This window comes from Pseudomonas aeruginosa (assembly GCF_001457615.1).
In the GTDB taxonomy this organism is placed as follows: domain Bacteria; phylum Pseudomonadota; class Gammaproteobacteria; order Pseudomonadales; family Pseudomonadaceae; genus Pseudomonas; species Pseudomonas aeruginosa.
In genome coordinates, this window is record NZ_LN831024.1 from 1,390,719 (window position 1) to 1,412,489 (window position 21,771).

Annotated in this window: 19 protein-coding genes; 16 read left to right on the plus strand and 3 right to left on the minus strand. The window is 64.7% G+C overall.

Annotation, left to right across the window (positions count from 1 at the left end):
- Window positions 1–182: 182 nt before the first annotated feature.
- Complete coding sequence (locus AT700_RS06460; protein ID WP_003109341.1) at window positions 183–1,928, plus strand: Na+/H+ antiporter; 1,746 nt, start codon at window positions 183–185, stop codon at window positions 1,926–1,928.
- A gap of 50 nt (window positions 1,929–1,978) precedes the next feature.
- Here AT700_RS06460 and dapC read toward each other — a convergent pair whose 3' ends face one another.
- From dapC to map, 3 genes are all read right to left on the minus strand, one after another.
- A complete protein-coding gene (dapC, locus tag AT700_RS06465) occupies window positions 1,979–3,187 on the minus strand; it encodes a succinyldiaminopimelate transaminase (protein ID WP_003092403.1) in 1,209 nt (402 codons plus the stop codon).
- Between the two features lie 17 nt (window positions 3,188–3,204).
- On the minus strand, window positions 3,205–5,907 hold the full coding sequence (locus tag AT700_RS06470) for a [protein-PII] uridylyltransferase (RefSeq protein ID WP_003098610.1): 2,703 nt from the start codon (window positions 5,905–5,907) through the stop codon (window positions 3,205–3,207).
- A gap of 166 nt (window positions 5,908–6,073) precedes the next feature.
- A complete protein-coding gene (gene map, locus AT700_RS06475; RefSeq protein ID WP_003092395.1) occupies window positions 6,074–6,859 on the minus strand; it encodes a type I methionyl aminopeptidase in 786 nt (261 codons plus the stop codon).
- Between the two features lie 264 nt (window positions 6,860–7,123).
- On the opposite strand from map, the gene rpsB reads away from it, so the two are divergent.
- From rpsB to rnhB, 15 genes are all read left to right on the plus strand, one after another.
- Window positions 7,124–7,864, plus strand: coding sequence for a 30S ribosomal protein S2 (gene rpsB, locus AT700_RS06480; RefSeq protein ID WP_003092394.1), 741 nt, complete (start codon window positions 7,124–7,126; stop codon window positions 7,862–7,864).
- Window positions 7,865–7,994: 130 nt separating this feature from the next.
- The gene (tsf, locus tag AT700_RS06485; RefSeq protein WP_012613724.1) at window positions 7,995–8,864 is read left to right on the plus strand and encodes a translation elongation factor Ts; all 870 of its coding nucleotides are present in this window, start codon (window positions 7,995–7,997) and stop codon (window positions 8,862–8,864) included.
- Between the two features lie 198 nt (window positions 8,865–9,062).
- Window positions 9,063–9,800: a UMP kinase gene (pyrH, locus tag AT700_RS06490; RefSeq protein WP_003092391.1), complete on the plus strand. Its 738-nt coding sequence runs from the start codon at window positions 9,063–9,065 to the stop codon at window positions 9,798–9,800.
- Window positions 9,801–9,802: 2 nt separating this feature from the next.
- Window positions 9,803–10,360, plus strand: a complete 558-nt coding sequence (frr, locus tag AT700_RS06495; protein WP_003092390.1) for a ribosome recycling factor — start codon at window positions 9,803–9,805, stop codon at window positions 10,358–10,360.
- A gap of 15 nt (window positions 10,361–10,375) precedes the next feature.
- Window positions 10,376–11,131, plus strand: a complete 756-nt coding sequence (gene uppS / locus AT700_RS06500; protein WP_003113863.1) for a polyprenyl diphosphate synthase — start codon at window positions 10,376–10,378, stop codon at window positions 11,129–11,131.
- Window positions 11,125–11,940 carry a phosphatidate cytidylyltransferase gene (gene cdsA, locus AT700_RS06505; RefSeq protein ID WP_003092388.1) on the plus strand — a complete coding sequence of 272 codons (816 nt, stop codon included), beginning with the start codon at window positions 11,125–11,127 and terminating at the stop codon, window positions 11,938–11,940. The genes uppS and cdsA overlap by 7 nt, the downstream gene beginning before the upstream one ends.
- On the plus strand, window positions 11,937–13,127 hold the full coding sequence (ispC, locus tag AT700_RS06510; protein ID WP_003109337.1) for a 1-deoxy-D-xylulose-5-phosphate reductoisomerase: 1,191 nt from the start codon (window positions 11,937–11,939) through the stop codon (window positions 13,125–13,127). Before cdsA ends, ispC begins: the two co-directional genes overlap by 4 nt.
- 25 nt (window positions 13,128–13,152) lie before the next feature.
- Window positions 13,153–14,505, plus strand: coding sequence for a sigma E protease regulator RseP (gene rseP / locus AT700_RS06515; RefSeq protein WP_023118827.1), 1,353 nt, complete (start codon window positions 13,153–13,155; stop codon window positions 14,503–14,505).
- A gap of 70 nt (window positions 14,506–14,575) precedes the next feature.
- A complete protein-coding gene (bamA, locus tag AT700_RS06520; RefSeq protein ID WP_003092382.1) occupies window positions 14,576–16,969 on the plus strand; it encodes an outer membrane protein assembly factor BamA in 2,394 nt (797 codons plus the stop codon).
- 50 nt (window positions 16,970–17,019) lie between these two features.
- A complete protein-coding gene (locus tag AT700_RS06525; protein WP_003098586.1) occupies window positions 17,020–17,526 on the plus strand; it encodes an OmpH family outer membrane protein in 507 nt (168 codons plus the stop codon).
- Window positions 17,526–18,587, plus strand: coding sequence for a UDP-3-O-(3-hydroxymyristoyl)glucosamine N-acyltransferase (lpxD, locus tag AT700_RS06530; RefSeq protein ID WP_003098585.1), 1,062 nt, complete (start codon window positions 17,526–17,528; stop codon window positions 18,585–18,587). Before AT700_RS06525 ends, lpxD begins: the two co-directional genes overlap by 1 nt.
- Before the next feature lie 45 nt (window positions 18,588–18,632).
- Window positions 18,633–19,073 carry a 3-hydroxyacyl-ACP dehydratase FabZ gene (gene fabZ, locus AT700_RS06535; protein ID WP_003092375.1) on the plus strand — a complete coding sequence of 147 codons (441 nt, stop codon included), beginning with the start codon at window positions 18,633–18,635 and terminating at the stop codon, window positions 19,071–19,073.
- The gene (gene lpxA, locus AT700_RS06540; protein ID WP_003092373.1) at window positions 19,070–19,846 is read left to right on the plus strand and encodes an acyl-ACP--UDP-N-acetylglucosamine O-acyltransferase; all 777 of its coding nucleotides are present in this window, start codon (window positions 19,070–19,072) and stop codon (window positions 19,844–19,846) included. Before fabZ ends, lpxA begins: the two co-directional genes overlap by 4 nt.
- A gap of 3 nt (window positions 19,847–19,849) precedes the next feature.
- On the plus strand, window positions 19,850–20,986 hold the full coding sequence (lpxB, locus tag AT700_RS06545) for a lipid-A-disaccharide synthase (RefSeq protein WP_003113865.1): 1,137 nt from the start codon (window positions 19,850–19,852) through the stop codon (window positions 20,984–20,986).
- The gene (gene rnhB, locus AT700_RS06550; RefSeq protein ID WP_003098580.1) at window positions 20,986–21,591 is read left to right on the plus strand and encodes a ribonuclease HII; all 606 of its coding nucleotides are present in this window, start codon (window positions 20,986–20,988) and stop codon (window positions 21,589–21,591) included. The genes lpxB and rnhB overlap by 1 nt, the downstream gene beginning before the upstream one ends.
- Window positions 21,592–21,771: the final 180 nt, after the last annotated feature.

Below are 21,771 nucleotides of genomic sequence, written 5' to 3' on the forward strand. Positions count from 1 at the left end.
TCCTGGCCGACGCTACGGCGGGCCTGGACTGAAGGGGAGTGTAGGAGCGTCTCGCACCGCTATGAAATAGCTCGGATGTACTAGTGCGGGAACCTTGGCCGGGCGCCCCGGTCGTCGCCGCGGAGGGGGCGGACGCGCGGGGTAGAGCGGCGGGGCTAGGAAAGACCGTACGGATTGTGCGAATGTCGGATAGCTGCCTACCGATCGCGATGGTGCAATCGGCGCAGTCGCATCGTCCAGGGACGAAGCCGGAGATCCCCGCCCTCATGCAAACCGTGTACACCGTTCTGACCCTGCTGCTGGTCGTCGGCGCCACCCGCCTGGCTGCCCAGTTGCTGCCCTTGCCGCTACCACTGATCCAGATCGCCGCCGGGGCCCTGCTGGCCTTGCCGTCCCTCGGACTGCACATTGCCCTCGACCCGGAGCTGTTCCTCTTCCTGTTCATTCCGCCGCTGCTGTTCGTCGATGGCTGGCGTATTCCCAAGCGGGAAGTCTGGCGGATGCGCTGGCCGATCCTGATGATGGCGTTCGGCCTGGTGTTCTTCACCGTGGTCGGCGCCGGCTATTTCATCCACCTGCTGATCCCGGAAATTCCCCTGGCGGCTTCCTTCGCCCTCGCCGCCGTGCTGTCGCCCACGGACGCCCTGGCGGTCTCGGCGATCACCCAGGGGCGGCTGCCCAAGCGCCTGATGCACCTGCTGGAGGGCGAGGCGCTGATGAACGATGCCTCTGGCCTGGTGGCATTCAAGTTCGCCATCGCCGCGGCGATGACCGGCGTGTTCTCGCTGGTGGACGCCAGCCTCAACTTCCTCCTGGTCGCGGTCGGCGGCCTGGCCATCGGGGTGTTCCTCAGCTGGTCGCTGGGCCGCATCCGCGCCTGGATGATCTCCCGTGGCTGGGACGACCCGGCGACCCACGTGGTACTGATGCTGTTGCTGCCGTTCGCCTCCTACATGGTGGCGGAACACCTGGGCGTCTCCGGGATTCTCTCGGCGGTAGCGGCCGGCATGATGCAGAGCTGGGTCGACCTGCTGCCGCGGCAGACTTCCACGCGCCTGCTCAACCGCAGCGTCTGGTCGATGCTGGAGTTCGCCTTCAACGGCGTGGTGTTCCTGCTGCTCGGCCTGCAGTTGCCGGACATCATGAAGTCGGTGGCCAACCACCACGGCGACCTGCTCTGGCGTTCCTCGCTGCTGCTGGCCTACGTGGCGGCGATCACCGCCGTGCTGATGCTGATCCGCTACGGCTGGGTCTATGGCTACTGGAAGCTGTCGCTGCGCATCGACCGCTGGCGCGGCAAGAGCCCGCCCGGGCTGAGCGGCATCTCCCTGCGCCGTCTCTCCGCCCTCAGTGCATTGAGCGGCGTGCGTGGTGCGGTGACCCTGGCGGCGGTGCTGTCGGTACCGATGAGCCTGATGGATGGCAGCGCCTTCCCGCAGCGCGACCTGATCATCTTCATCGCCACCAGCGTGATCCTGATTTCCCTGATCGGCGCGACCATCGGCCTGCCGCTGCTGCTGCGCGGGCTGCCGGCGAGCAACAATGGCGCCCACGAGCGCGAGCGGCGCGAGGCCTGGCGCAAGACCGCGGAGGCGGCGATCCGGGCCCTGGAGAGCGAGGAATTGCCGCAGGTGGAAGGCAACGATGCGGCGAATACTTCGCGGGTCGCCGAGGCGCGTGCGCAGATCATGGCCGAATACCGCCAGTCGCTGGATACCGCACCGACCACCGATGAGGCCCGCGACCAGGCCCAAGCCCTGGAGATCGCCGACAAGGCCTTGCGCCTGAAGGCGTTGCGCGCGCAGCGCCTGGAACTGTACCGGCAGCGGCGCAACAACGAGATCGACGACGAGACCCTGGGCGACATCCTGCGCGAGCTGGACCAGCAGGAAAGCTGGCTGACCAATCGCTTCGCCCGCTGGGTGTGAACGAAAAAGGGATCGCCGCGGCGATCCCTTTTCGTTTCTCCGCGCAGGCTTCAGCGCGCCCGCAGGTAGTCGCGGATGCGCTCGGCGGCTTCGACGCACTCGGCCAGTGGTGCCACCAGGGCCATGCGCACGCGGTTGGCGCCGGGGTTCTCGCCGTCCACCTCGCGCGACAGGTAGGAACCCGGCACCACCGTCACGTGCTGCTGCTCGAACAGTTCGCGGGTGAATACGGTGTCGTCCACCGGGGTACGTGCCCACAGGTAGAAACTGCCGTCCGGGCGCTGTACGTCGAGCACGCCGTCGAGGATCGCCAGCACGGCGTCGAATTTCTCGCGGTAGAGGCTGCGGTTGGCGCGCACATGGACCTCGTCGTTCCAGGCGGCGATGCTCGCCAACTGGGTCTGCACCGGCATGGCGCAGCCGTGGTAGGTGCGGTAGAGGAGGAATTTCTTCAGGATCTCCGCGTCGCCGGCGACGAAGCCCGAGCGCAGGCCGGGCAGGTTGGAGCGCTTGGACAGGCTGTGGAACACCACGCAGCGGCTGAAGTCCGTGCGGCCCAGCTCGGCGCAAGCGTTGAGCAGGCCGGGCGGCGGGGCGTTTTCGTCGAAGTAGAGTTCGCTGTAGCACTCATCGGCGGCGATCACGAAGTCGTAGCGGTCGGCCAGGGCGATCAGCTTCTTCAGGGTCTCCAGCGGTACCAGGGCCCCGGTGGGGTTGCCCGGCGAGCAGAGGAAGAGAATCTGGCAGCGCTGCCAGGTCGCCTCGTCGACCGCGTCGAAATCGGGGTTGAAGCCGTTTTCCTCGCGGCAGGGCAGGTAGTGCGGCACGGCTCCGGCGAGCAGCGCCGCGCCTTCGTAGATCTGGTAGAACGGGTTCGGGCTGACCACCAGGCCAGGCGCCTCGCCGGGCTCGCTGCGGCGGACCACGGTCTGGGTGAAGGCGAACAGCGCCTCGCGGGTACCGTTCACCGGCAGTACGTGGCGCGCCGCATCCAGCCAGCCGGCCGGTACCGAGAAGCGCCGCTCGCACCAGCGCGCGATGGCTTCGCGCAGGGCCGGCAGGCCGAGGGTGGTCGGGTAGACCGCGAGTTGGTCCAGGTTCTCCGCCAGGGTTTCGGCGACGAAGCTCGGCGAGCGGTGCTTGGGCTCGCCGATGGACAGTGCGATCGGCTTCAGCGTCGCGGGCGGCCGGGCGCCGCCGAGCAGGGCGCGGAGCTTCTCGAAGGGGTAGGGTTGGAGGTTGTCGAGTGCGGTATTCATGGCGTTGGCAAGGCTTCTCAGAAGTTTATCCGGGTAGGCAGGGTGTCCCGTCCGTTGTCTTGTGACAGCTGCTCGACCAGGGCGGCCTGCAGGCGTTTGCACAGGTCGGGGTCGGCGAGTGGCTGGTTGCGCGCATCGGTGATGTAGAAGACGTCCTCCACGCGCTCGCCGAGGGTGGCGATCTTGGCGTTCTGCACCGACAGGTCGAAATCCAGGAAGATGCCGCCGATCCGCGCCAGCAGGCCGGGGCGGTCGGGGGCGATGACTTCGAGCACCGAGACCTGGCGCAGCGCGTCGGTGGAGATGGTCACCTGCGGGGCGAAGGCGAAGTGCTTGAGCTGGCGCGGCACCCGGCGCTGGATGATGGTCGGGTAGTCGTCGGGGTTCTTCAATGCGTCGATAAGCCCCTCGCGGATCTCGGCGATGCGCTCCGGGTTGTTGCCGATGGAGTCGCCGTCGGCGTCGAGCACGATATAGGTATCGAGGGTGAACTGGCTGGTGGAGGTGATGATCCGCGCGTCCTGGATGCTCAGGTTGAGCTGGTCCATGGCGGCCACGGTGACCGCGAAGAAATCGTGCTGGTCGGCGGCGTAGATGAAGATCTGCGAACCGCTCTCGAACTCGCGCTGGGTGGTTTCCTTGATCAGCACCAGCGGCGTGCCGTCGTCCGGGTGCTGGAGGATCGCCTCGGTGTGCCAGGCCACGTCGCCGGCGGTGTGGCGCAGGAAGTAGTCGTCGCCGAGCTGGCTCCATAACTGCTCGGCATCGTCCTGGTCGATGCCGTTGCGTACCAGTTGGTCGAGGGCCGCGGTCTGCGTCTGGCGGATCTGCTCCTCGCGGTCCACCGGGTTCTCCAGGCCGCGGCGCAGGGCGCGCTTGGTCTCGGTGTAGAGCTGCCGGAGCAGGCTGGCGCGCCAGGAGTTCCAGAGCGTCGGGTTGGTGGCGTTGATGTCGGCCACGGTGAGCACGTACAGGTAGTCGAGGTGGGTCTGGTCGCCGACCAGTTGGGCGAAATCGAAGATCACCTGCGGGTCGGAGAGGTCCTTGCGTTGCGCGGTGGTCGACATCACCAGGTGGTTCTGCACCAGCCAGGACACCAGTTGGGTGTCCCAGAGCGGCAACTGGTGGCTCTGGCAGAAGGCCTCGGCGTCCACCGCGCCGAGTTCCGAGTGGTCGCCGCCACGGCCCTTGGCGATGTCATGGTAGAGACCGGCGATGTAGATCAGTTCCGGCTTGGGCAGACGATCGATGATCTTGCTCGCCAGCGGATATTTCTCGGCCATCTCCGGCCGATTCAGCTTGCGCAGGTGCTTGATCAGGTTGAGGGTGTGGGCGTCCACCGTATAGATATGGAACAGGTCGTGCTGCATCTGCCCGATGATATGGCCGAACTCCGGCAGGTAGCGGCCGAGGATGCCGTAGCGGTTCATCCGCCGCAGGTTGCGGTGGATACCCTGGCTGCTCTTGAACAGCTCGATGAACAGGCTGGTGTTGCGGATGTCGTGGCGGAACTCGTCGTCGATCAGGTGTCGGCTGTCGCGCAGCAGGCGAATGGTGTCGGCGCGCACGCCCTTGATTTCCGGGTGCTGGGCCATCAGCACGAAGATTTCCAGGAGGGCGAACGGGGTGCGCTTGAAGACGTTCGGGTGCGTCACCTCGATGTAGCCGTCGCGCAACTGGAAGCGACTGTTCAGGGGTTGGATCTGCACCGGCTGCTCGCAGGGCAGGATGACTTCCTCGAAGTGCTGGATGATCAGGTCGTTCAGCTCGGAGATCGCCATCACCACCCGGTAGTACTTCTGCATGAAGCGTTCGACCGCCAGCTTGACGTCGTTGTCTTCGTAGCCGAACAGACGGGCGATGCTGCGCTGGTGATCGAACAGCAGGCGATCCTCGGCGCGCCCGGCGAGCATGTGCAGGGCATAGCGGACCCGCCAGAGGAACTCCTGGCTGGAAGCCAGCATGCTGCACTCGCTTTCCACCAGGAAGCCTTCGCGCACCAGGGCGTGCAGGTTGAGGCTGCCGAACTGGCGGCGGGCCATCCAGAGGATGGTCTGGATGTCGCGCAGGCCGCCGGGGGAGCCCTTGACGTTGGGCTCGAGGTTGTACTCGGTGTCGTTGTACTTGGCGTGGCGGCGCTGCTGTTCGTGGCGTTTGGCCAGGAAGAACTCCTTGCTCGGCCACATGTGCGCGCTGCCGGTAACCCGCAGCATGCGCTGGCGCAGGCTGTCAGGGCCGCAGATGGTGCGGCATTCCATGAGGGTGGTGATCACCGTCAGGTCGGCGCGTGCTTCCTCCGCGCACTGCTGCACCGAGCGCACGCTCTGGCCGACTTCCAGGCCGATGTCCCAGAGCAGGGTGAGGAAGCCTTCGATCGGCTCGCGGAAGCTCTCCTGGTCCTCGCTGTCGAGGAGGATCAGCAGGTCGACGTCGGAGTAGGGGTGGAGTTCGCCGCGGCCGTAGCCGCCCACGGCGACCAGGGCGATGTCGGCGTCGTCTCCCCAGTCGAAGCGCTGCCAGGCCTGTTGCAGGATCTGGTCGACGCACCAGGCGCGATCTTCGATCAGGCGGCGGATGTCGCGGCCGCTGTTGAAACGGTTGTCGAGCACTTCGCGGAATTGCCGGATGGCCTTCTTGAAGGCGGCGATCGGGCTGGACTTCAAGGCCAGTTCCGCCTGGAACTGCCCGCGATCGAACAATTCGGGATCCACCTGCGGCATGCGGCCTTCCTTTATCTGCTAGCGGTTGGGTTCGATACGCGAGCGCCCCGTCTTGGTGCGTTTTTGCGCTGTATTGGTGCGCGCGTTGCGCCGAATCGGGGCGTCGGCCCCGCCGGAATGGGGCGGGGCGTCGAGGCGCACGGCTGGCAGCAAAAGCCGGGCCGGATCAGGCTGCCGAGGTGCGCGGGAAGGTTTCGTCGTTGCGCAGGGTGAGGATCTCGTAGCCATCGGCGGTGACCAGCACGGTGTGCTCCCATTGCGCGGACAGCTTGCGGTCCTTGGTGATCGCGGTCCAGCCGTCGCCGAGCAGGCGGGTCTCCGGGCGGCCCTGGTTGATCATCGGCTCGATGGTGAAGATCATGCCTTCCTTCAGCTCGATGCCGGTACCCGCACGACCGTAGTGGAGGACCTGCGGCTCCTCGTGGAACACCTTGCCGATGCCATGGCCGCAGTATTCGCGGACCACCGAGAAGCCGTTCTTTTCCGCGTGCTTCTGGATGATTTCGCCGATATCGCCCAGGTGCGCGCCCGGACGCACCACGGAAATGCCCTTGTACATGCATTCCTGGGTGATCTGGCAGAGGCGGTCGGCCCATTCCGGGGTCTTGCCGACCAGGAACATCTTGCTGGTGTCGCCGTGGTAGCCGTCCTTGATGACGGTGATGTCGACGTTGAGGATGTCGCCTTCCTTCAGCGGCTTCTCGTTGGGGATGCCATGGCAGACCACATGGTTGATCGAGGTGCAGATCGACTTGGGAAAGCCCTTGTAGTTCAGCGGGGCGGGAATCGCCTTCTGCTCGTTGACGATATAGTCGTGGCAGATGCGATCCAGCTCCTCGGTGGTCACGCCGGGCTTGATGTGTTCGCCGATCATTTCCAGCACTTCGGCGGCCAGGCGGCCGGCGATGCGCATCTTCTCGATATCGTCGGGCGTCTTGATGGTGACGGTCATGCGAATTCTCTTCGGGCGTGCAAGCACGCATGAATAATAAGGAATACGCGATTCTAGCAGACCTGACCGACCGATCTACTCCCGCCCGGCCATCCGCGGCGGGTTTCACTGCGTCCACGGTTATGGTATAAAGCGCCCCGCTCCGAGGCTGCGGCCTTTTCCGGAGCACAAACCCACACATGCATCGACACGATGGCCTGGGTGCCCGCAAGGGTTGGTCATTGGGATGCGTGGAGGCCTAACCCGACTTATCGAGGAACTATCATGTCCCAAGTCAACATGCGCGATATGCTGAAGGCCGGTGTGCACTTCGGCCACCAGACCCGTTACTGGAACCCGAAAATGGGCAAGTTCATTTTCGGCGCGCGCAACAAGATCCATATCATCAACCTCGAAAAGACCCTGCCGATGTTCAACGAGGCCCTGACCTTCGTTGAGCGCCTGGCCGCTGGCAAGAACAAGATCCTGTTCGTCGGCACCAAGCGTTCCGCCGGCAAGATCGTTCGCGAGGAAGCCGCTCGTTGCGGCATGCCGTACGTCGACCATCGCTGGCTGGGCGGCATGCTCACCAACTACAAGACCATCCGTCAGTCGATCAAGCGCCTGCGCGACCTGGAAACCCAGTCCCAGGACGGCACCTTCGACAAGCTGACCAAGAAAGAAGCCCTGATGCGCAGCCGTGACCTCGAGAAGCTCGAGCGCAGCCTGGGCGGCATCAAGGACATGGGCGGCCTGCCGGACGCTCTGTTCGTGATCGACGTCGACCACGAGCGCATCGCCATCACCGAAGCCAACAAGCTGGGCATCCCGGTCATCGGCGTTGTCGATACCAACAGCAGCCCGGAAGGCGTCGACTATGTAATTCCCGGTAACGATGATGCCATCCGCGCCGTGCAACTCTACCTGAACTCGATGGCCGAAGCGGTAATCCGCGGCAAGCAGGGCGCTGCCACCAGCGCCGACGAGTTCGTCGAGGAAGCGCCGGCCGAATCCGCCGAAGGCTGATTCCGGGACGTTCAGACGTCCGACGGTGCGCAGGAAGGGGGCTAGGCCCCCTTTTTGCCACCTTTGAGTTTCTGTCCGGCAGGCCGGGCACAAAGGTTTTTTGAGAGCTACCACTCAAGAGGATTTCGAAATGGCAGAAATTACTGCAGCCATGGTTAAAGAACTGCGCGAGCGTACCGGCTTGGGCATGATGGAGTGCAAGAAGGCGCTGACCGCCGCTGGCGGCGACATCGAGAAGGCCATCGACGACATGCGCGCTGCCGGTGCGATCAAGGCTGCCAAGAAGGCCGGCAACATTGCCGCCGAAGGCTCGATCGCCGTCAAGATCGCTGCCGACAACAAGGCCGCCGTGATCATCGAAGTCAACTCCCAGACCGACTTCCTGGCCCTCCAGGACGACTTCAAGGGCTTCGTCGCCGAGAGCCTGGAAAAGGCCTTCAACGAGAAGCTGACCGACGCCGCTCCGCTGGTCGAAGCACGTGAGGAAGCTCGTCTGGCCCTGGTCGCCAAGACCGGCGAGAACGTCAACATCCGCCGCCTGACCCGCGTCGAGGGCGACGTGGTCGGCGCCTACCTGCACGGCCACCGCATCGGTGTCGTGGTCAACCTGAAAGGCGGCAACCCGGAACTGGCCAAGGACATCGCCATGCATGTCGCCGCCAGCAACCCGCAGTTCCTGAACGCTTCGGAAGTTTCCGAAGAAGCGATCGCGAAAGAGAAGGAAATCTTCCTGGCGCTGAACGCCGACAAGATCGCCGGCAAGCCGGAGAACATCGTCGAGAACATGGTCAAGGGTCGCATCAGCAAGTTCCTCGCCGAAGCGAGCCTGGTCGAGCAGCCTTTCGTGAAGAACCCGGAAGTGAAGGTCGGCGACCTGGCCAAGCAGGCCGGCGCCGAAATCGTTTCCTTCGTTCGTTACGAAGTGGGCGAAGGCATCGAGAAGGCCGAAGTGGACTTCGCTGCCGAAGTTGCCGCTCAAGTAGCCGCCACCAAGCAGTAACAAAGACGGTTTCGACTGTCGCCCCGGAAGAGGCTGCCCGCTGATGCGTGCGGCCTCTTCGTCAAATGGGGAAGCGTTCGGGGCAGCTTCCGCGTTGCCGGCCCGCTCGGCGGGCTCGCACGCAACGCAGGCGCAAAGTCGTCTCCGCCCACGACGGCCCGGCCGTCACGTATTTTTATCGCCGCAGGAGAAAAGGTCATGGCTCAGCAACTGAGCGCTCGTCAACCTCGCTATAAACGCATTCTTCTAAAGTTGAGCGGCGAAGCCCTGATGGGCTCGGAGGAGTTCGGCATCGATCCCAAGGTGCTGGACCGCATGGCGCTGGAAATCGGCCAGTTGGTCGGGATCGGCGTGCAGGTCGGCCTGGTCATCGGCGGCGGCAACCTGTTCCGCGGCGCGGCCCTGTCCGCGGCCGGCATGGACCGGGTGACCGGCGACCACATGGGGATGCTGGCCACCGTGATGAACGGCCTGGCGATGCGCGATGCGCTGGAGCGCTCGAACATCCCCGCGCTGGTGATGTCGGCGATCTCCATGGTCGGTGTGACCGACCACTACGACCGCCGCAAGGCCATGCGCCACCTCGGCGGTGGCGAGGTGGTGATCTTCTCCGCCGGTACCGGCAACCCGTTCTTCACCACCGACTCGGCGGCTTGCCTGCGCGCCATCGAGATCGACGCCGACGTGGTCCTTAAGGCTACCAAGGTCGATGGCGTGTACACTGCCGACCCGTTCAAGGACCCGAATGCCGAGAAGTTCGAGCGCCTGACCTATGATGAAGTGCTCGACCGCAAGCTCGGCGTGATGGACCTGACCGCCATCTGCCTGTGCCGTGACCAGAACATGCCGCTGCGGGTGTTCAACATGAACAAGCCGGGCGCATTGCTGAATATTGTTGTTGGTGGTGCCGAAGGCACCCTGATCGAGGAGGGTTGAGAATGATCAACGAGATCAAGAAGGAAGCGCAGGAGCGCATGGGCAAGACCCTGGAAGCGCTGGGCCATGCCTTCGCGAAGATTCGTACCGGTCGCGCGCATCCGAGCATCCTGGATAGCGTGATGGTTTCCTATTACGGGGCCGATACGCCGCTGCGCCAGGTCGCCAACGTCACCGTGGAAGACTCCCGTACCCTGGCCCTGGCCGTGTTCGACAAGAGCATGATCCAGGCGGTCGAGAAGGCCATCATGACCTCCGACCTGGGGCTCAACCCGGCCACCGCCGGCACCACCATCCGCGTACCGATGCCGGCCCTGACCGAGGAGACCCGCAAGGGCTACACCAAGCAGGCGCGTGCCGAGGCCGAGCAGGCGCGGGTTTCCGTGCGCAACATCCGTCGCGATGCGCTGGCCCAGTTGAAGGACCTGCAGAAGGAAAAGGAAATCAGCGAGGACGAAGAGCGCCGCGCCGGCGACGACGTGCAGAAGCTGACCGACAAGTTCATCGGTGAGATCGAGAAGGCACTGGAAGCCAAAGAAGCGGACCTCATGGCTGTCTGAGGCCGGGCTGACGTCATGGAAAAGACCCGGAAGGATGTGTGCGTGCCACGCCACGTGGCCATTATCATGGACGGTAACAATCGCTGGGCGAAGAAGCGTCTTCTGCCCGGCGTCGCCGGCCACAAGGCCGGTGTCGATGCCGTCAGGGCGGTGATCGAGGTCTGCGCCGAGGCAGGGGTCGAGGTCCTCACCCTGTTCGCGTTCTCCAGCGAGAACTGGCAGCGTCCGGCGGACGAAGTCAGCGCGCTGATGGAGCTGTTTCTCGTGGCCCTGCGCCGCGAGGTGCGCAAGCTCGACGAGAACGGCATCCGCCTGCGCATCATCGGCGATCGCACGCGTTTCCATCCGGAGTTGCAGGCGGCCATGCGCGAAGCGGAAGCCGCCACTGCCGGCAATACCCGTTTCCTCCTCCAGGTCGCCGCCAACTACGGCGGCCAGTGGGACATCGTCCAGGCCGCACAGCGCCTGGCGCGCGAGGTCCAGGGCGGGCACCTGGCGGCGGACGATATCTCCGCCGAGCTGCTCCAGGGCTGCCTGGTGACCGGCGACCAGCCGCTGCCCGACCTGTGCATCCGCACCGGCGGCGAGCATCGCATCAGCAATTTCCTTCTCTGGCAGCTGGCCTACGCCGAGCTGTATTTCTCCGACCTGTTCTGGCCCGACTTCAAGCACGCGGCGATGCGGGCTGCCCTGGCGGATTTCTCCAAGCGCCAGCGCCGCTTCGGCAAGACCAGCGAGCAAGTCGAGGCCGAGGCCCGTCCGTCATGCTGAAACAACGGATCATCACGGCGCTGGTGCTTTTGCCCATCGCGCTGGGTGGTTTTTTCCTTCTCGAAGGGGCGTTCTTCGCCCTGTTCATCGGCGCGGTGGTGAGCCTGGGGGCCTGGGAATGGGCGCGCCTGGCCGGCTATGAACAACAGTTCGGCCGCGTTGCCTACGCGGCGACGGTCGCCGTGCTGATGGTCGCTCTCTACCATCTGCCGCAGCTTGCCGGAGCCGTGCTGCTGCTGGCGCTGGTCTGGTGGACGCTGGCCACCGTGCTGGTGCTCACCTACCCGGAAAGCGTCGGCTACTGGGGCGGCCGCTGGCGCCGCCTGGGCATGGGCCTGCTGATCCTGTTGCCGGCCTGGCAGGGGCTGGTCCTGCTCAAGCAGTGGCCGCTGGCCAATGGCCTGATCATCGCCGTGATGGTGCTGGTCTGGGGCGCGGATATCGGCGCCTACTTCTCCGGCAAGGCCTTCGGCAAGCGCAAGCTGGCGCCGCGGGTCAGCCCCGGCAAGAGCTGGGAAGGCGTTTACGGCGGCCTGGCGGCCAGCCTGGCGATCACCCTGGCGGTCGGCCTCTACCGCGGCTGGTCCCTCGGCGCGCTGCTCCTGGCCCTGCTCGGCGCGGCGCTGGTGGTGTTCGTCTCGATCGTCGGCGACCTCACCGAAAGCATGTTCAAGCGCCAATCCGGAATCAAGGACAGCAGCAACCTGCTGCCCGGCCACGGTGGCGTGCTGGATCGCATCGACAGCCTGACGGCAGCCATCCCGGTGTTCGCGGCCCTGCTCTGGGCCGCCGGCTGGGGTGCGCCATGAGTCGACCGCAGCGGATCAGCGTGCTCGGCGCGACCGGCTCGATCGGCCTGAGCACCCTGGACGTCGTCCAGCGTCATCCCGATCGTTACGAAGCCTTCGCCCTGACTGGCTTCAGCCGCCTGGCCGAACTCGAGGCGCTGTGCCTCAGGCACCGCCCCGTCTATGCGGTGGTGCCGGAGCAGGCCGCGGCGATTGCCTTGCAGGGCTCGCTCGCCGCGGCGGGTATCCGCACCCGGGTGCTGTTCGGCGAGCAGGCGTTGTGCGAAGTGGCCAGCGCGCCCGAAGTGGACATGGTAATGGCGGCCATCGTCGGCGCCGCCGGGCTGCCGTCGACCCTGGCGGCCGTCGAGGCCGGCAAGCGCGTACTGCTGGCCAACAAGGAGGCGCTGGTGATGTCCGGCGCGCTGTTCATGCAGGCGGTCAAGCGCAGCGGCGCGGTGCTCCTGCCGATCGACAGCGAGCACAACGCGATCTTCCAGTCGCTGCCGCGCAATTATGCCGATGGCCTGGAGCGGGTCGGCGTGCGCCGGATCCTCTTGACCGCCTCCGGCGGCCCGTTCCGCGAGACGCCGCTGGAGCAACTCGCTTCGGTGACGCCGGAGCAGGCTTGTGCGCACCCGAACTGGTCGATGGGGCGGAAGATTTCCGTCGACTCCGCCAGCATGATGAACAAGGGGCTCGAACTGATCGAGGCGTGCTGGCTGTTCGACGCCCAGCCGAGCCAGGTCGAGGTGGTGATCCACCCGCAGAGCGTGATCCACTCGATGGTGGACTACGTCGACGGTTCGGTGATCGCCCAGCTCGGCAATCCGGACATGCGCACGCCGATTTCCTATGCCATGGCCTGGCCGGAGCGAATCGATTCCGGCGTTTCGCCGCTGGATATGTTCGCCGTCGGTCGCCTGGATTTCCAGCGCCCCGACGAGCAGCGCTTCCCCTGCCTGCGCCTGGCGAGCCAGGCCGCGGAAACCGGCGGCAGCGCCCCGGCCATGCTGAATGCCGCGAACGAGGTGGCCGTGGCCGCATTTCTCGAGCGGCGCATCCGCTTCAGCGACATCGCGGTTATCATCGAGGACGTGCTGAACCGCGAGGCGGTGACCGCAGTCGAATCGCTCGATCAGGTCCTGGCCGCCGATCGCCGCGCCCGTTCGGTCGCCGGGCAATGGTTGACCCGACACGCCGGCTAGTCTTCGGACGGCCTGGAGGTAGGAGATGAGTGCGCTTTACATGATCGTCGGTACCCTGGTGGCCCTGGGCGTGCTGGTGACGTTCCACGAATTCGGCCACTTCTGGGTCGCGCGACGCTGCGGGGTGAAGGTCCTGCGCTTCTCCGTCGGCTTCGGCACGCCGCTGGTGCGCTGGCACGACCGGCACGGCACCGAGTTCGTGGTGGCGGCCATTCCGCTGGGCGGCTACGTCAAGATGCTCGACGAGCGCGAGGCGGAAGTACCGGCCCATCTGCTCGAACAGTCCTTCAATCGCAAGACGGTCCGTCAGCGGATCGCCATCGTCGCGGCTGGTCCCATCGCCAATTTCCTACTGGCGATTCTGTTCTTCTGGGTCGTCGCCCTGCTCGGTAGCCAGCAGGTACGCCCGGTCATCGGTTCCGTGGTGCCGGAGAGCCTGGCCGCCCAGGCCGGCCTGGAGGCCGGGCAGGAGCTGCTGGCGGTGGATGGCGAGCCCGTCACCGGCTGGAACGGGGTCAACCTGCAGCTGGTTCGCCGTCTCGGCGAGAGCGGTACGCTGGAAGTGCGGGTGCAGGAAAAAGGCTCGAATGTCGATTCCACCCACCAGGTGCGTCTGGATGGCTGGCTGAAGGGCGAGGACAATCCCGATCCCATCGCCTCGCTGGGCATCCGGCCCTGGCGGCCGGCCTTGCCGCCGGTGCTGGCCGAACTCGACCCCAAGGGGCCGGCGCAGGCCGCCGGACTGAAGCTCGGCGACCGCTTGCAGAGCATCGATGGCATCGCCGTCGACGACTGGCAGCAGGTGGTGGACAGCGTCCGTGCCCGTCCCGGGCAGCGCGTCCAGCTCAAGGTGCTGCGCGACGGCGAAGTGCTGGATGTTGCCCTGGAACTGGCGGTGCGCGGCGAGGGCAAGGCCCGGAGCGGCTACATGGGGGCGGGGGTCGCCGGTACCGAATGGCCGGCGGAAATGCTCCGCGAAGTGAGCTACGGACCGCTGGAGGCGGTGGGTCAGGCGCTTTCCCGAACCTGGACCATGAGCCTGCTAACGCTCGACTCCATAAAGAAAATGTTGCTCGGCGAGCTCTCGGTAAAAAACTTGAGCGGGCCGATAACCATTGCTAAAGTGGCGGGCGCTTCAGCCCAGTCTGGCGTGGGGGATTTTCTCAATTTCCTGGCCTATCTGAGCATTAGCTTGGGGGTTCTCAACCTGCTGCCGATCCCTGTCCTCGATGGCGGGCATCTGCTGTTCTATCTGGTTGAGTGGGTGCGCGGGCGCCCATTATCCGAACGGGTACAGGCTTGGGGGATGCAGATCGGCATCAGTCTGGTCGTTGGCGTGATGTTGCTCGCTCTGGTCAACGATCTGAGTCGTCTGTAGTCATGTTGAATTCGAATCTGCCGCCCTTTGCGGCAGATTCTCTATTTGTCAGTTGGAAAAAAAGGACTCCATGAAACGCTTTCTGCTACCCGCGCTGCTGTCAGCGCTGATGATCGCCGAGGTTCACGCCGAGTCCTTCACTGTTTCCGATATCCGGGTCAATGGCCTGCAGCGCGTGTCCGCCGGTAGCGTGTTCGCCGCCCTGCCGCTGAACGTCGGCGAGACCATCGACGACCAGGCCCTGGTCCAGGCCACCCGCTCCCTGTTCAAGACCGGCTTCTTCCAGGACATCCAGCTCGGCCGTGATGGCAACGTGCTGGTAGTCACTGTAGTCGAGCGCCCGTCGATCTCCAGCATCGAGATCGAGGGCAACAAGGCGATCTCCAAGGAAGACCTGCTCAAGGGCCTGAAACAGTCCGGCCTGGCCGAGGGCGAGATCTTCCAGCGCGCCACCCTCGAAGGCGTGCGCAACGAGCTGCAACGCCAGTACGTGGCCCAGGGCCGCTACTCGGCCGAGATCAACGCGGAAGTGATCCCGCAGCCGCGCAACCGCGTCGCGCTGAAGATCAACATCAACGAAGGCACGGTCGCCGCGATTTCCCACATCAACGTGGTGGGCAACACCGTCTTCTCCGAAGAAGACCTGACCGACCTGTTCGAACTGAAGACCACCAACTGGCTGTCGTTCTTCAAGAACGACGACAAGTACGCCCGCGAAAAGCTCTCCGGCGACCTCGAGCGCCTGCGCTCCTATTACCTGGACCGCGGCTACATCAACATGGATATCGCCTCCACCCAGGTATCCATCACCCCGGACAAGAAGCACGTCTACATCACCGTCAACATCAACGAGGGTGAGAAGTACACCATCCGCGACGTGAAGCTGACCGGCGACCTGAAGGTGCCGGAAGAGGAAGTGAAGCGCCTGCTGCTGGTACAGAAGGGCCAGGTGTTCTCGCGCAAGGTGATGACCACCACCTCCGACCTAATCACCCGTCGCCTGGGCAACGAGGGCTACACCTTCGCCAACGTCAACGGCGTGCCGGAAGCCCATGACGACGACAAGACCGTCTCGGTGACCTTCGTCGTCGACCCGGGCAAGCGCGCCTACGTCAACCGCATCAACTTCCGCGGCAACACCAAGACCGAAGACGAAGTGCTGCGCCGCGAAATGCGCCAGATGGAAGGCGGCTGGGCCTCTACCTACCTGATCGACCAGTCCAAGGCCCGTCTGGAGCGCCTCGGCTACTTCAAGGAAGTCAACGTCGAGACCCCGGCGGTTCCCGGCACCGACGACCAGGTCGACGTCAACTACAGCGTCGAAGAGCAACCGTCCGGCTCGATCACCGCCAGCGTCGGCTTCGCCCAGAGCGCCGGCCTGATCCTCGGCGGCTCGATCAGCCAGAACAACTTCCTGGGTACCGGCAACAAGGTCAGCATCGGCCTGACCCGCAGCGAATACCAAACCCGCTACAACTTCGGCTTCGTCGACCCCTACTGGACCGTCGACGGCGTCAGCCTCGGCTACAATGCCTTCTACCGGAAGACCGACTACGACGAACTCGACGTCGACGTCGCCAGCTACTCGGTGAACAGCCTGGGCGCCGGCATGAGCATCGGCTACCCGATCAGCGAGACCTCGCGCCTGACCTATGGCCTGAGCGTGCAGCGCGACCAGATCGACACCGGCCGCTACACCGTGGACGAGATCTACGACTTCCTCGACAAGGAAGGCGACAACTTCACCAACTTCAAGGCTTCCATCGGCTGGTCCGAATCGACCCTGAACAAGGGCGTACTGGCCACCCGTGGTCACTCGCAGAGCCTGACCCTGGAAACCACCCTGCCGGGCAGCGACCTGTCGTTCTACAAGATCGACTACCGTGGCCAGGTCTTCGCCCCGCTGACCGACAACTACACCATGCGCTTCCACACCGAGCTGGGCTATGGCGACGGCTACGGATCCACCGAGCGCCTGCCGTTCTACGAGAACTACTACGCCGGCGGCTTCAACTCGGTGCGGGGCTTCAAGGACAGCACGCTGGGCCCGCGCAGTACGCCCTCTGTGGCTCGTAATCCAGACGGTACGCCTATGAAGAACCAAGGGCCTGACAGCAAGGGCCGTTACACCGACCCGGACCAGGATCCCGAAGCCTTCGGTGGTAACATCCTGATCACCGGCGGCGCCGAGCTGCTGTTCCCGCTGCCGTTCGTCAAGGACCAGCGCCAGTTGCGTACCGTGCTGTTCTGGGACGTGGGTAGCACCTTCGATACCGACTGCCCGACCAAGACCACCACCAACTGCGACGGCATCAAGACCGACAACCTCGCCAGTTCCGTGGGCGTCGGCCTGACCTGGATCACCGCGCTGGGCCCGCTGAGCTTCAGCCTGGCGACGCCGATCAAGAAGCCGGACAACGCGGAAACCCAGGTCTTCCAGTTCTCCCTGGGCCAGACCTTCTGATTTGTACGTAGTACCGAGTAACGAAACCATGCTTTGTGCAGGAGTGCATCGTGCGTAAGTTCACCCAGTTCGTCCTGATCACCGCAGCCATCATGGCGGCTCCTTCGGCGTTCGCTGAAATGAAGATCGCGGTGCTCAACTACCAGATGGCGCTGCTCGAGTCCGATGCCGCCAAGCAATACGCCGTGGATGCCGAGAAGAAGTTCGGCCCCCAGCTGAACAAGCTGAAGAACCTCGAGCGCGACGCCAAGGCGCTGCAGGACAAGCTGGTTTCCAACGGCAGCAAGATGTCCCAGGGCGACCGCGAGAAGGCCGAGCTGGACTTCAAGCAGAAGGCCCGTGACTTCCAGTTCCAGTCCAAGGAATTGAACGAGTCGAAGGCCGCCGCCGACCGCGACATGCTGAAGAAACTCAAGCCGAAGCTGGACCAGGCCGTCGAGGAGACCATCAAGAAAGGTGGTTACGACATGGTCATCGAACGTGGCGCCGTGGTCGACGTCAAGCCGCAATACGACATCACCCGCCAGGTGATCGAGCGGATGAACCAGCTGCGTTGATGATGAGTACCTTGTCCTACACCCTGGGCCAGCTGGCCGCGCATGTCGGCGCGGAAGTCCGTGGCGACGCGGACCTGCCGATCCAGGGCCTGGCGACCTTGCAGGAGGCCGGACCGGCTCAGCTGAGCTTCCTGGCCAACCCGCAGTATCGCAAGTACCTGCCCGAAAGCCGTGCCGGCGCCGTCCTGCTGACGGCTGCCGACGCCGACGGGTTCGCCGGTACCGCGCTGGTGGTGGCCAACCCCTACCTGGCCTATGCCAGCCTGTCGCACCTGTTCGATCGCAAACCGAAGGCGGCCGCCGGTATCCATCCTACCGCCATCGTCGCGGCGGACGCCGAGGTCGATCCGAGCGCCAGCGTCGGCGCCTATGCGGTGATCGAGAGTGGCGCCCGCATCGGCGCTGGCGTCAGCATCGGCGCGCACTGCGTGATCGGAGCCCGTAGCGTGATCGGCGAAGGCGGCTGGCTGGCGCCGCGGGTCACGCTCTACCACGACGTCACCATCGGCGCGCGGGTGAGTATCCAGTCGGGCGCGGTGATCGGCGGCGAAGGTTTCGGTTTCGCCAACGAGAAGGGCGTCTGGCAGAAGATCGCCCAGATCGGCGGGGTGACCATCGGTGACGACGTCGAGATCGGCGCGAACACCACCATCGACCGTGGAGCACTGTCCGATACGCTGATCGGCAACGGTGTGAAGCTGGACAACCAGATCATGATCGCGCACAACGTGCAGATCGGCGATCATACCGCCATGGCCGCTTGCGTCGGCATTTCCGGCAGCGCCAAGATCGGCAGGCATTGCATGCTCGCCGGCGGCGTTGGCCTGGTCGGCCATATCGAGATCTGCGACAACGTTTTCGTGACCGGCATGACCATGGTGACCCGCTCGATCACCGAGCCGGGATCGTATTCCTCCGGTACCGCCATGCAACCGGCGGCCGAATGGAAAAAAAGCGCCGCGCGCATTCGTCAACTGGACGACATGGCGCGTCGACTTCAGCAGCTGGAAAAACGCCTGGCTGCCGTGACCTCAAGCGGTGACGCTTCATCTGATGCGTAATTGACGTTTTTTGCGTCACCCTTTTCTGAACAGGCTCCCCCTAACATGATGGACATCAACGAGATTCGCGAATACCTGCCTCATCGCTATCCTTTCCTGCTGGTGGATCGGGTGGTAGAGCTGGACATCGAGGGCAAGCGCATTCGCGCCTACAAGAATGTCAGTATCAATGAGCCGTTCTTCAACGGACATTTCCCCGAGCACCCGATCATGCCGGGCGTGCTGATCATCGAGGCGATGGCCCAGGCGGCCGGTATCCTCGGTTTCAAGATGCTCGACGTGAAGCCCGCCGACGGCACCCTTTACTACTTCGTCGGTTCGGACAAGCTGCGCTTCCGCCAGCCGGTCCTGCCGGGCGACCAACTGCAACTGCACGCCAAGTTCATCAGCGTGAAGCGCAGCATCTGGAAATTCGACTGCCACGCTACCGTCGACGACAAGCCGGTATGCTCGGCTGAAATCATCTGTGCGGAACGCAAACTATGAGTTTGATCGATCCTCGCGCCATCATCGATCCGAGCGCCAGGCTGGCGGCTGACGTCCAGGTGGGCCCGTGGTCCATCGTCGGGGCGGAAGTGGAGATCGGTGAAGGGACGGTGATCGGTCCGCACGTGGTGCTCAAGGGCCCCACGAAGATCGGCAAGCACAACCGCATCTACCAGTTTTCCAGCGTCGGCGAGGATACTCCCGACCTGAAATACAAGGGCGAGCCGACGCGCCTGGTGATCGGTGACCACAACGTGATCCGCGAAGGCGTGACCATCCATCGCGGAACCGTCCAGGATCGCGCGGAAACCACCATTGGCGACCACAACCTGATCATGGCCTATGCGCACATCGGCCATGACAGCGTGATCGGCAACCATTGCATCCTGGTGAACAACACGGCGCTGGCCGGGCATGTCCACGTGGACGACTGGGCGATCCTGTCCGGCTACACCCTGGTGCACCAGTACTGCCGGATCGGCGCGCACAGCTTTTCCGGCATGGGCAGCGCCATCGGCAAGGACGTCCCGGCCTACGTGACGGTCTTCGGCAACCCGGCCGAAGCCCGCAGCATGAACTTCGAAGGCATGCGTCGGCGCGGCTTCAGCAGCGAGGCCATCCATGCCCTGCGGCGTGCCTACAAGGTGGTCTATCGCCAGGGACATACCGTCGAGGAAGCCCTGGCCGAGCTGGCCGAAAGCGCTGCCCAGTTCCCCGAGGTCGCGGTGTTCCGTGATTCCATCCAGAGCGCAACCCGCGGCATCACCCGCTGAGCCATGGCTGACGGATTACGCGTAGCCCTGGTCGCCGGCGAGGCCTCCGGCGACATCCTCGGGTCCGGACTGATGCAGGCGCTGCGGGCGCGGCACCCGGATATCGAGTTCATCGGCGTCGGTGGGCCGCGCATGGAGGCCGAAGGGCTGTCCAGCTATTTCCCCATGGAGCGCCTGTCGGTGATGGGCCTGGTCGAAGTGCTGGGCAGGCTGCCGGAGTTGTTGCGACGGCGCAAGCGGCTGATCCGCACGCTCATCGAGGCCCGGCCGGATGTGATGATCGGCATCGATGCTCCCGACTTCACCCTCGGCGTCGAACACAAGCTGCGCCAGGCTGGCCTGCGCACCGTGCATTACGTCAGCCCTTCGGTATGGGCCTGGCGGCAGAAGCGGGTGCTGAAGATTCGCGAAGCCTGCGACCTGATGCTGGCATTGTTCCCCTTCGAAGCACGTTTCTACGAAGAGCATGGGGTGCCTGTGCGTTTCGTCGGCCACCCCCTGGCCAACACCATTCCCCTGCAGGCGGATCGCGCTGCGGCCCGCGCGCGGCTCGGATTGCCGGCGGACGGACAGGTGCTGGCGCTGATGCCGGGCAGTCGCGGCGGCGAGGTCGGCAAGCTCGGCGCCTTGTTCCTCGACACCGCCCAGCGTCTGCTCGTCGAACGGCCGGGCTTGCGTTTCGTGCTGCCCTGCGCCAGCGCTGCACGGCGCGAACAGATCGAGCAGATGCTCCAGGGCCGCGAGCCTCTGCCGCTGACGCTGCTCGACGGTGCGTCCCATGAAGCGCTTGCCGCCTGCGATGCGGTGCTGATCGCCTCCGGTACCGCGACCCTCGAGGCGCTGCTCTACAAGCGGCCCATGGTGGTGGCTTATCGGGTCGCCGGGCTGACGTACCGGATTCTCAAGCGCCTGGTGAAAAGCCCGTACATCTCCCTGCCGAACCTGTTGGCCGGACGCCTGTTGGTGCCGGAACTGATCCAGGACGCCGCCACCCCGCAAGCGCTAGCCGCAACCCTCTCGCCGCTGCTGGACGACGGCTCGCAGCAGGTGGAATTCTTCGATGCCATCCATCGGGCCTTGCGCCAGGATGCCTCGGCACAGGCGGCGGAAGCCGTCCTGCAACTGGTGGAGCGCCGCTGATGCAACTGGGTCTGGATTTCAATCTGGTGGAGGATCTGGTCGCGGGCGTCGACGAGGTCGGTCGCGGTCCGTTGTGCGGCCCGGTGGTCACCGCCGCGGTGATTCTCGACCCGAGCCGCCCGATCCTCGGCCTGAACGACTCGAAGAAGCTCAGCGAAGCCCGCCGCGAGGCGCTGTTCGAAGAGATCCGCGAGAAGGCCCTGGCCTGGTGCATCGCCCGCGCCGAGGTCGAGGAGATCGACCGGCTGAACATTCTGCATGCCACCATGCTCGCCATGCAGCGCGCGGTCGAAGGCCTCAGCGTGACTCCGCGGCTGGCCCTGATCGACGGCAATCGTTGTCCGAAACTGGCGGTGCCCTGCGCGCCGGTGGTCAAGGGCGACAGCCAGGTGCCGGCGATCGCTGCGGCGTCGATCCTGGCCAAGGTCAGTCGCGACCGGGAAATGGTCGAGCTGGACCGGGTCTATCCGGGCTATGGCATGGCCGGGCACAAGGGATATCCGACCGCGGTCCATCTCGAGGCGCTTTCCCGCCTCGGCCCGACGCCGATCCATCGACGCTCGTTTGCGCCGGTTCGCGAATTGCTGGACGTCTCTGTTCAATAATTGAACGGATGTCGCGTGACTGACCGTATCTGTCGCCTGGTGACAAGCGGCGAGCGACGTCAATAGCGGAAAGTCCTGCCCCTTCCTGCCAAGTGCCATTCACAGCGAAATTTCCTTCGGCTCGCACGTCATTCCGTGTGTGTCCGAAACACGCGGCCTTCTACCCGGGAGGTCGGCTGA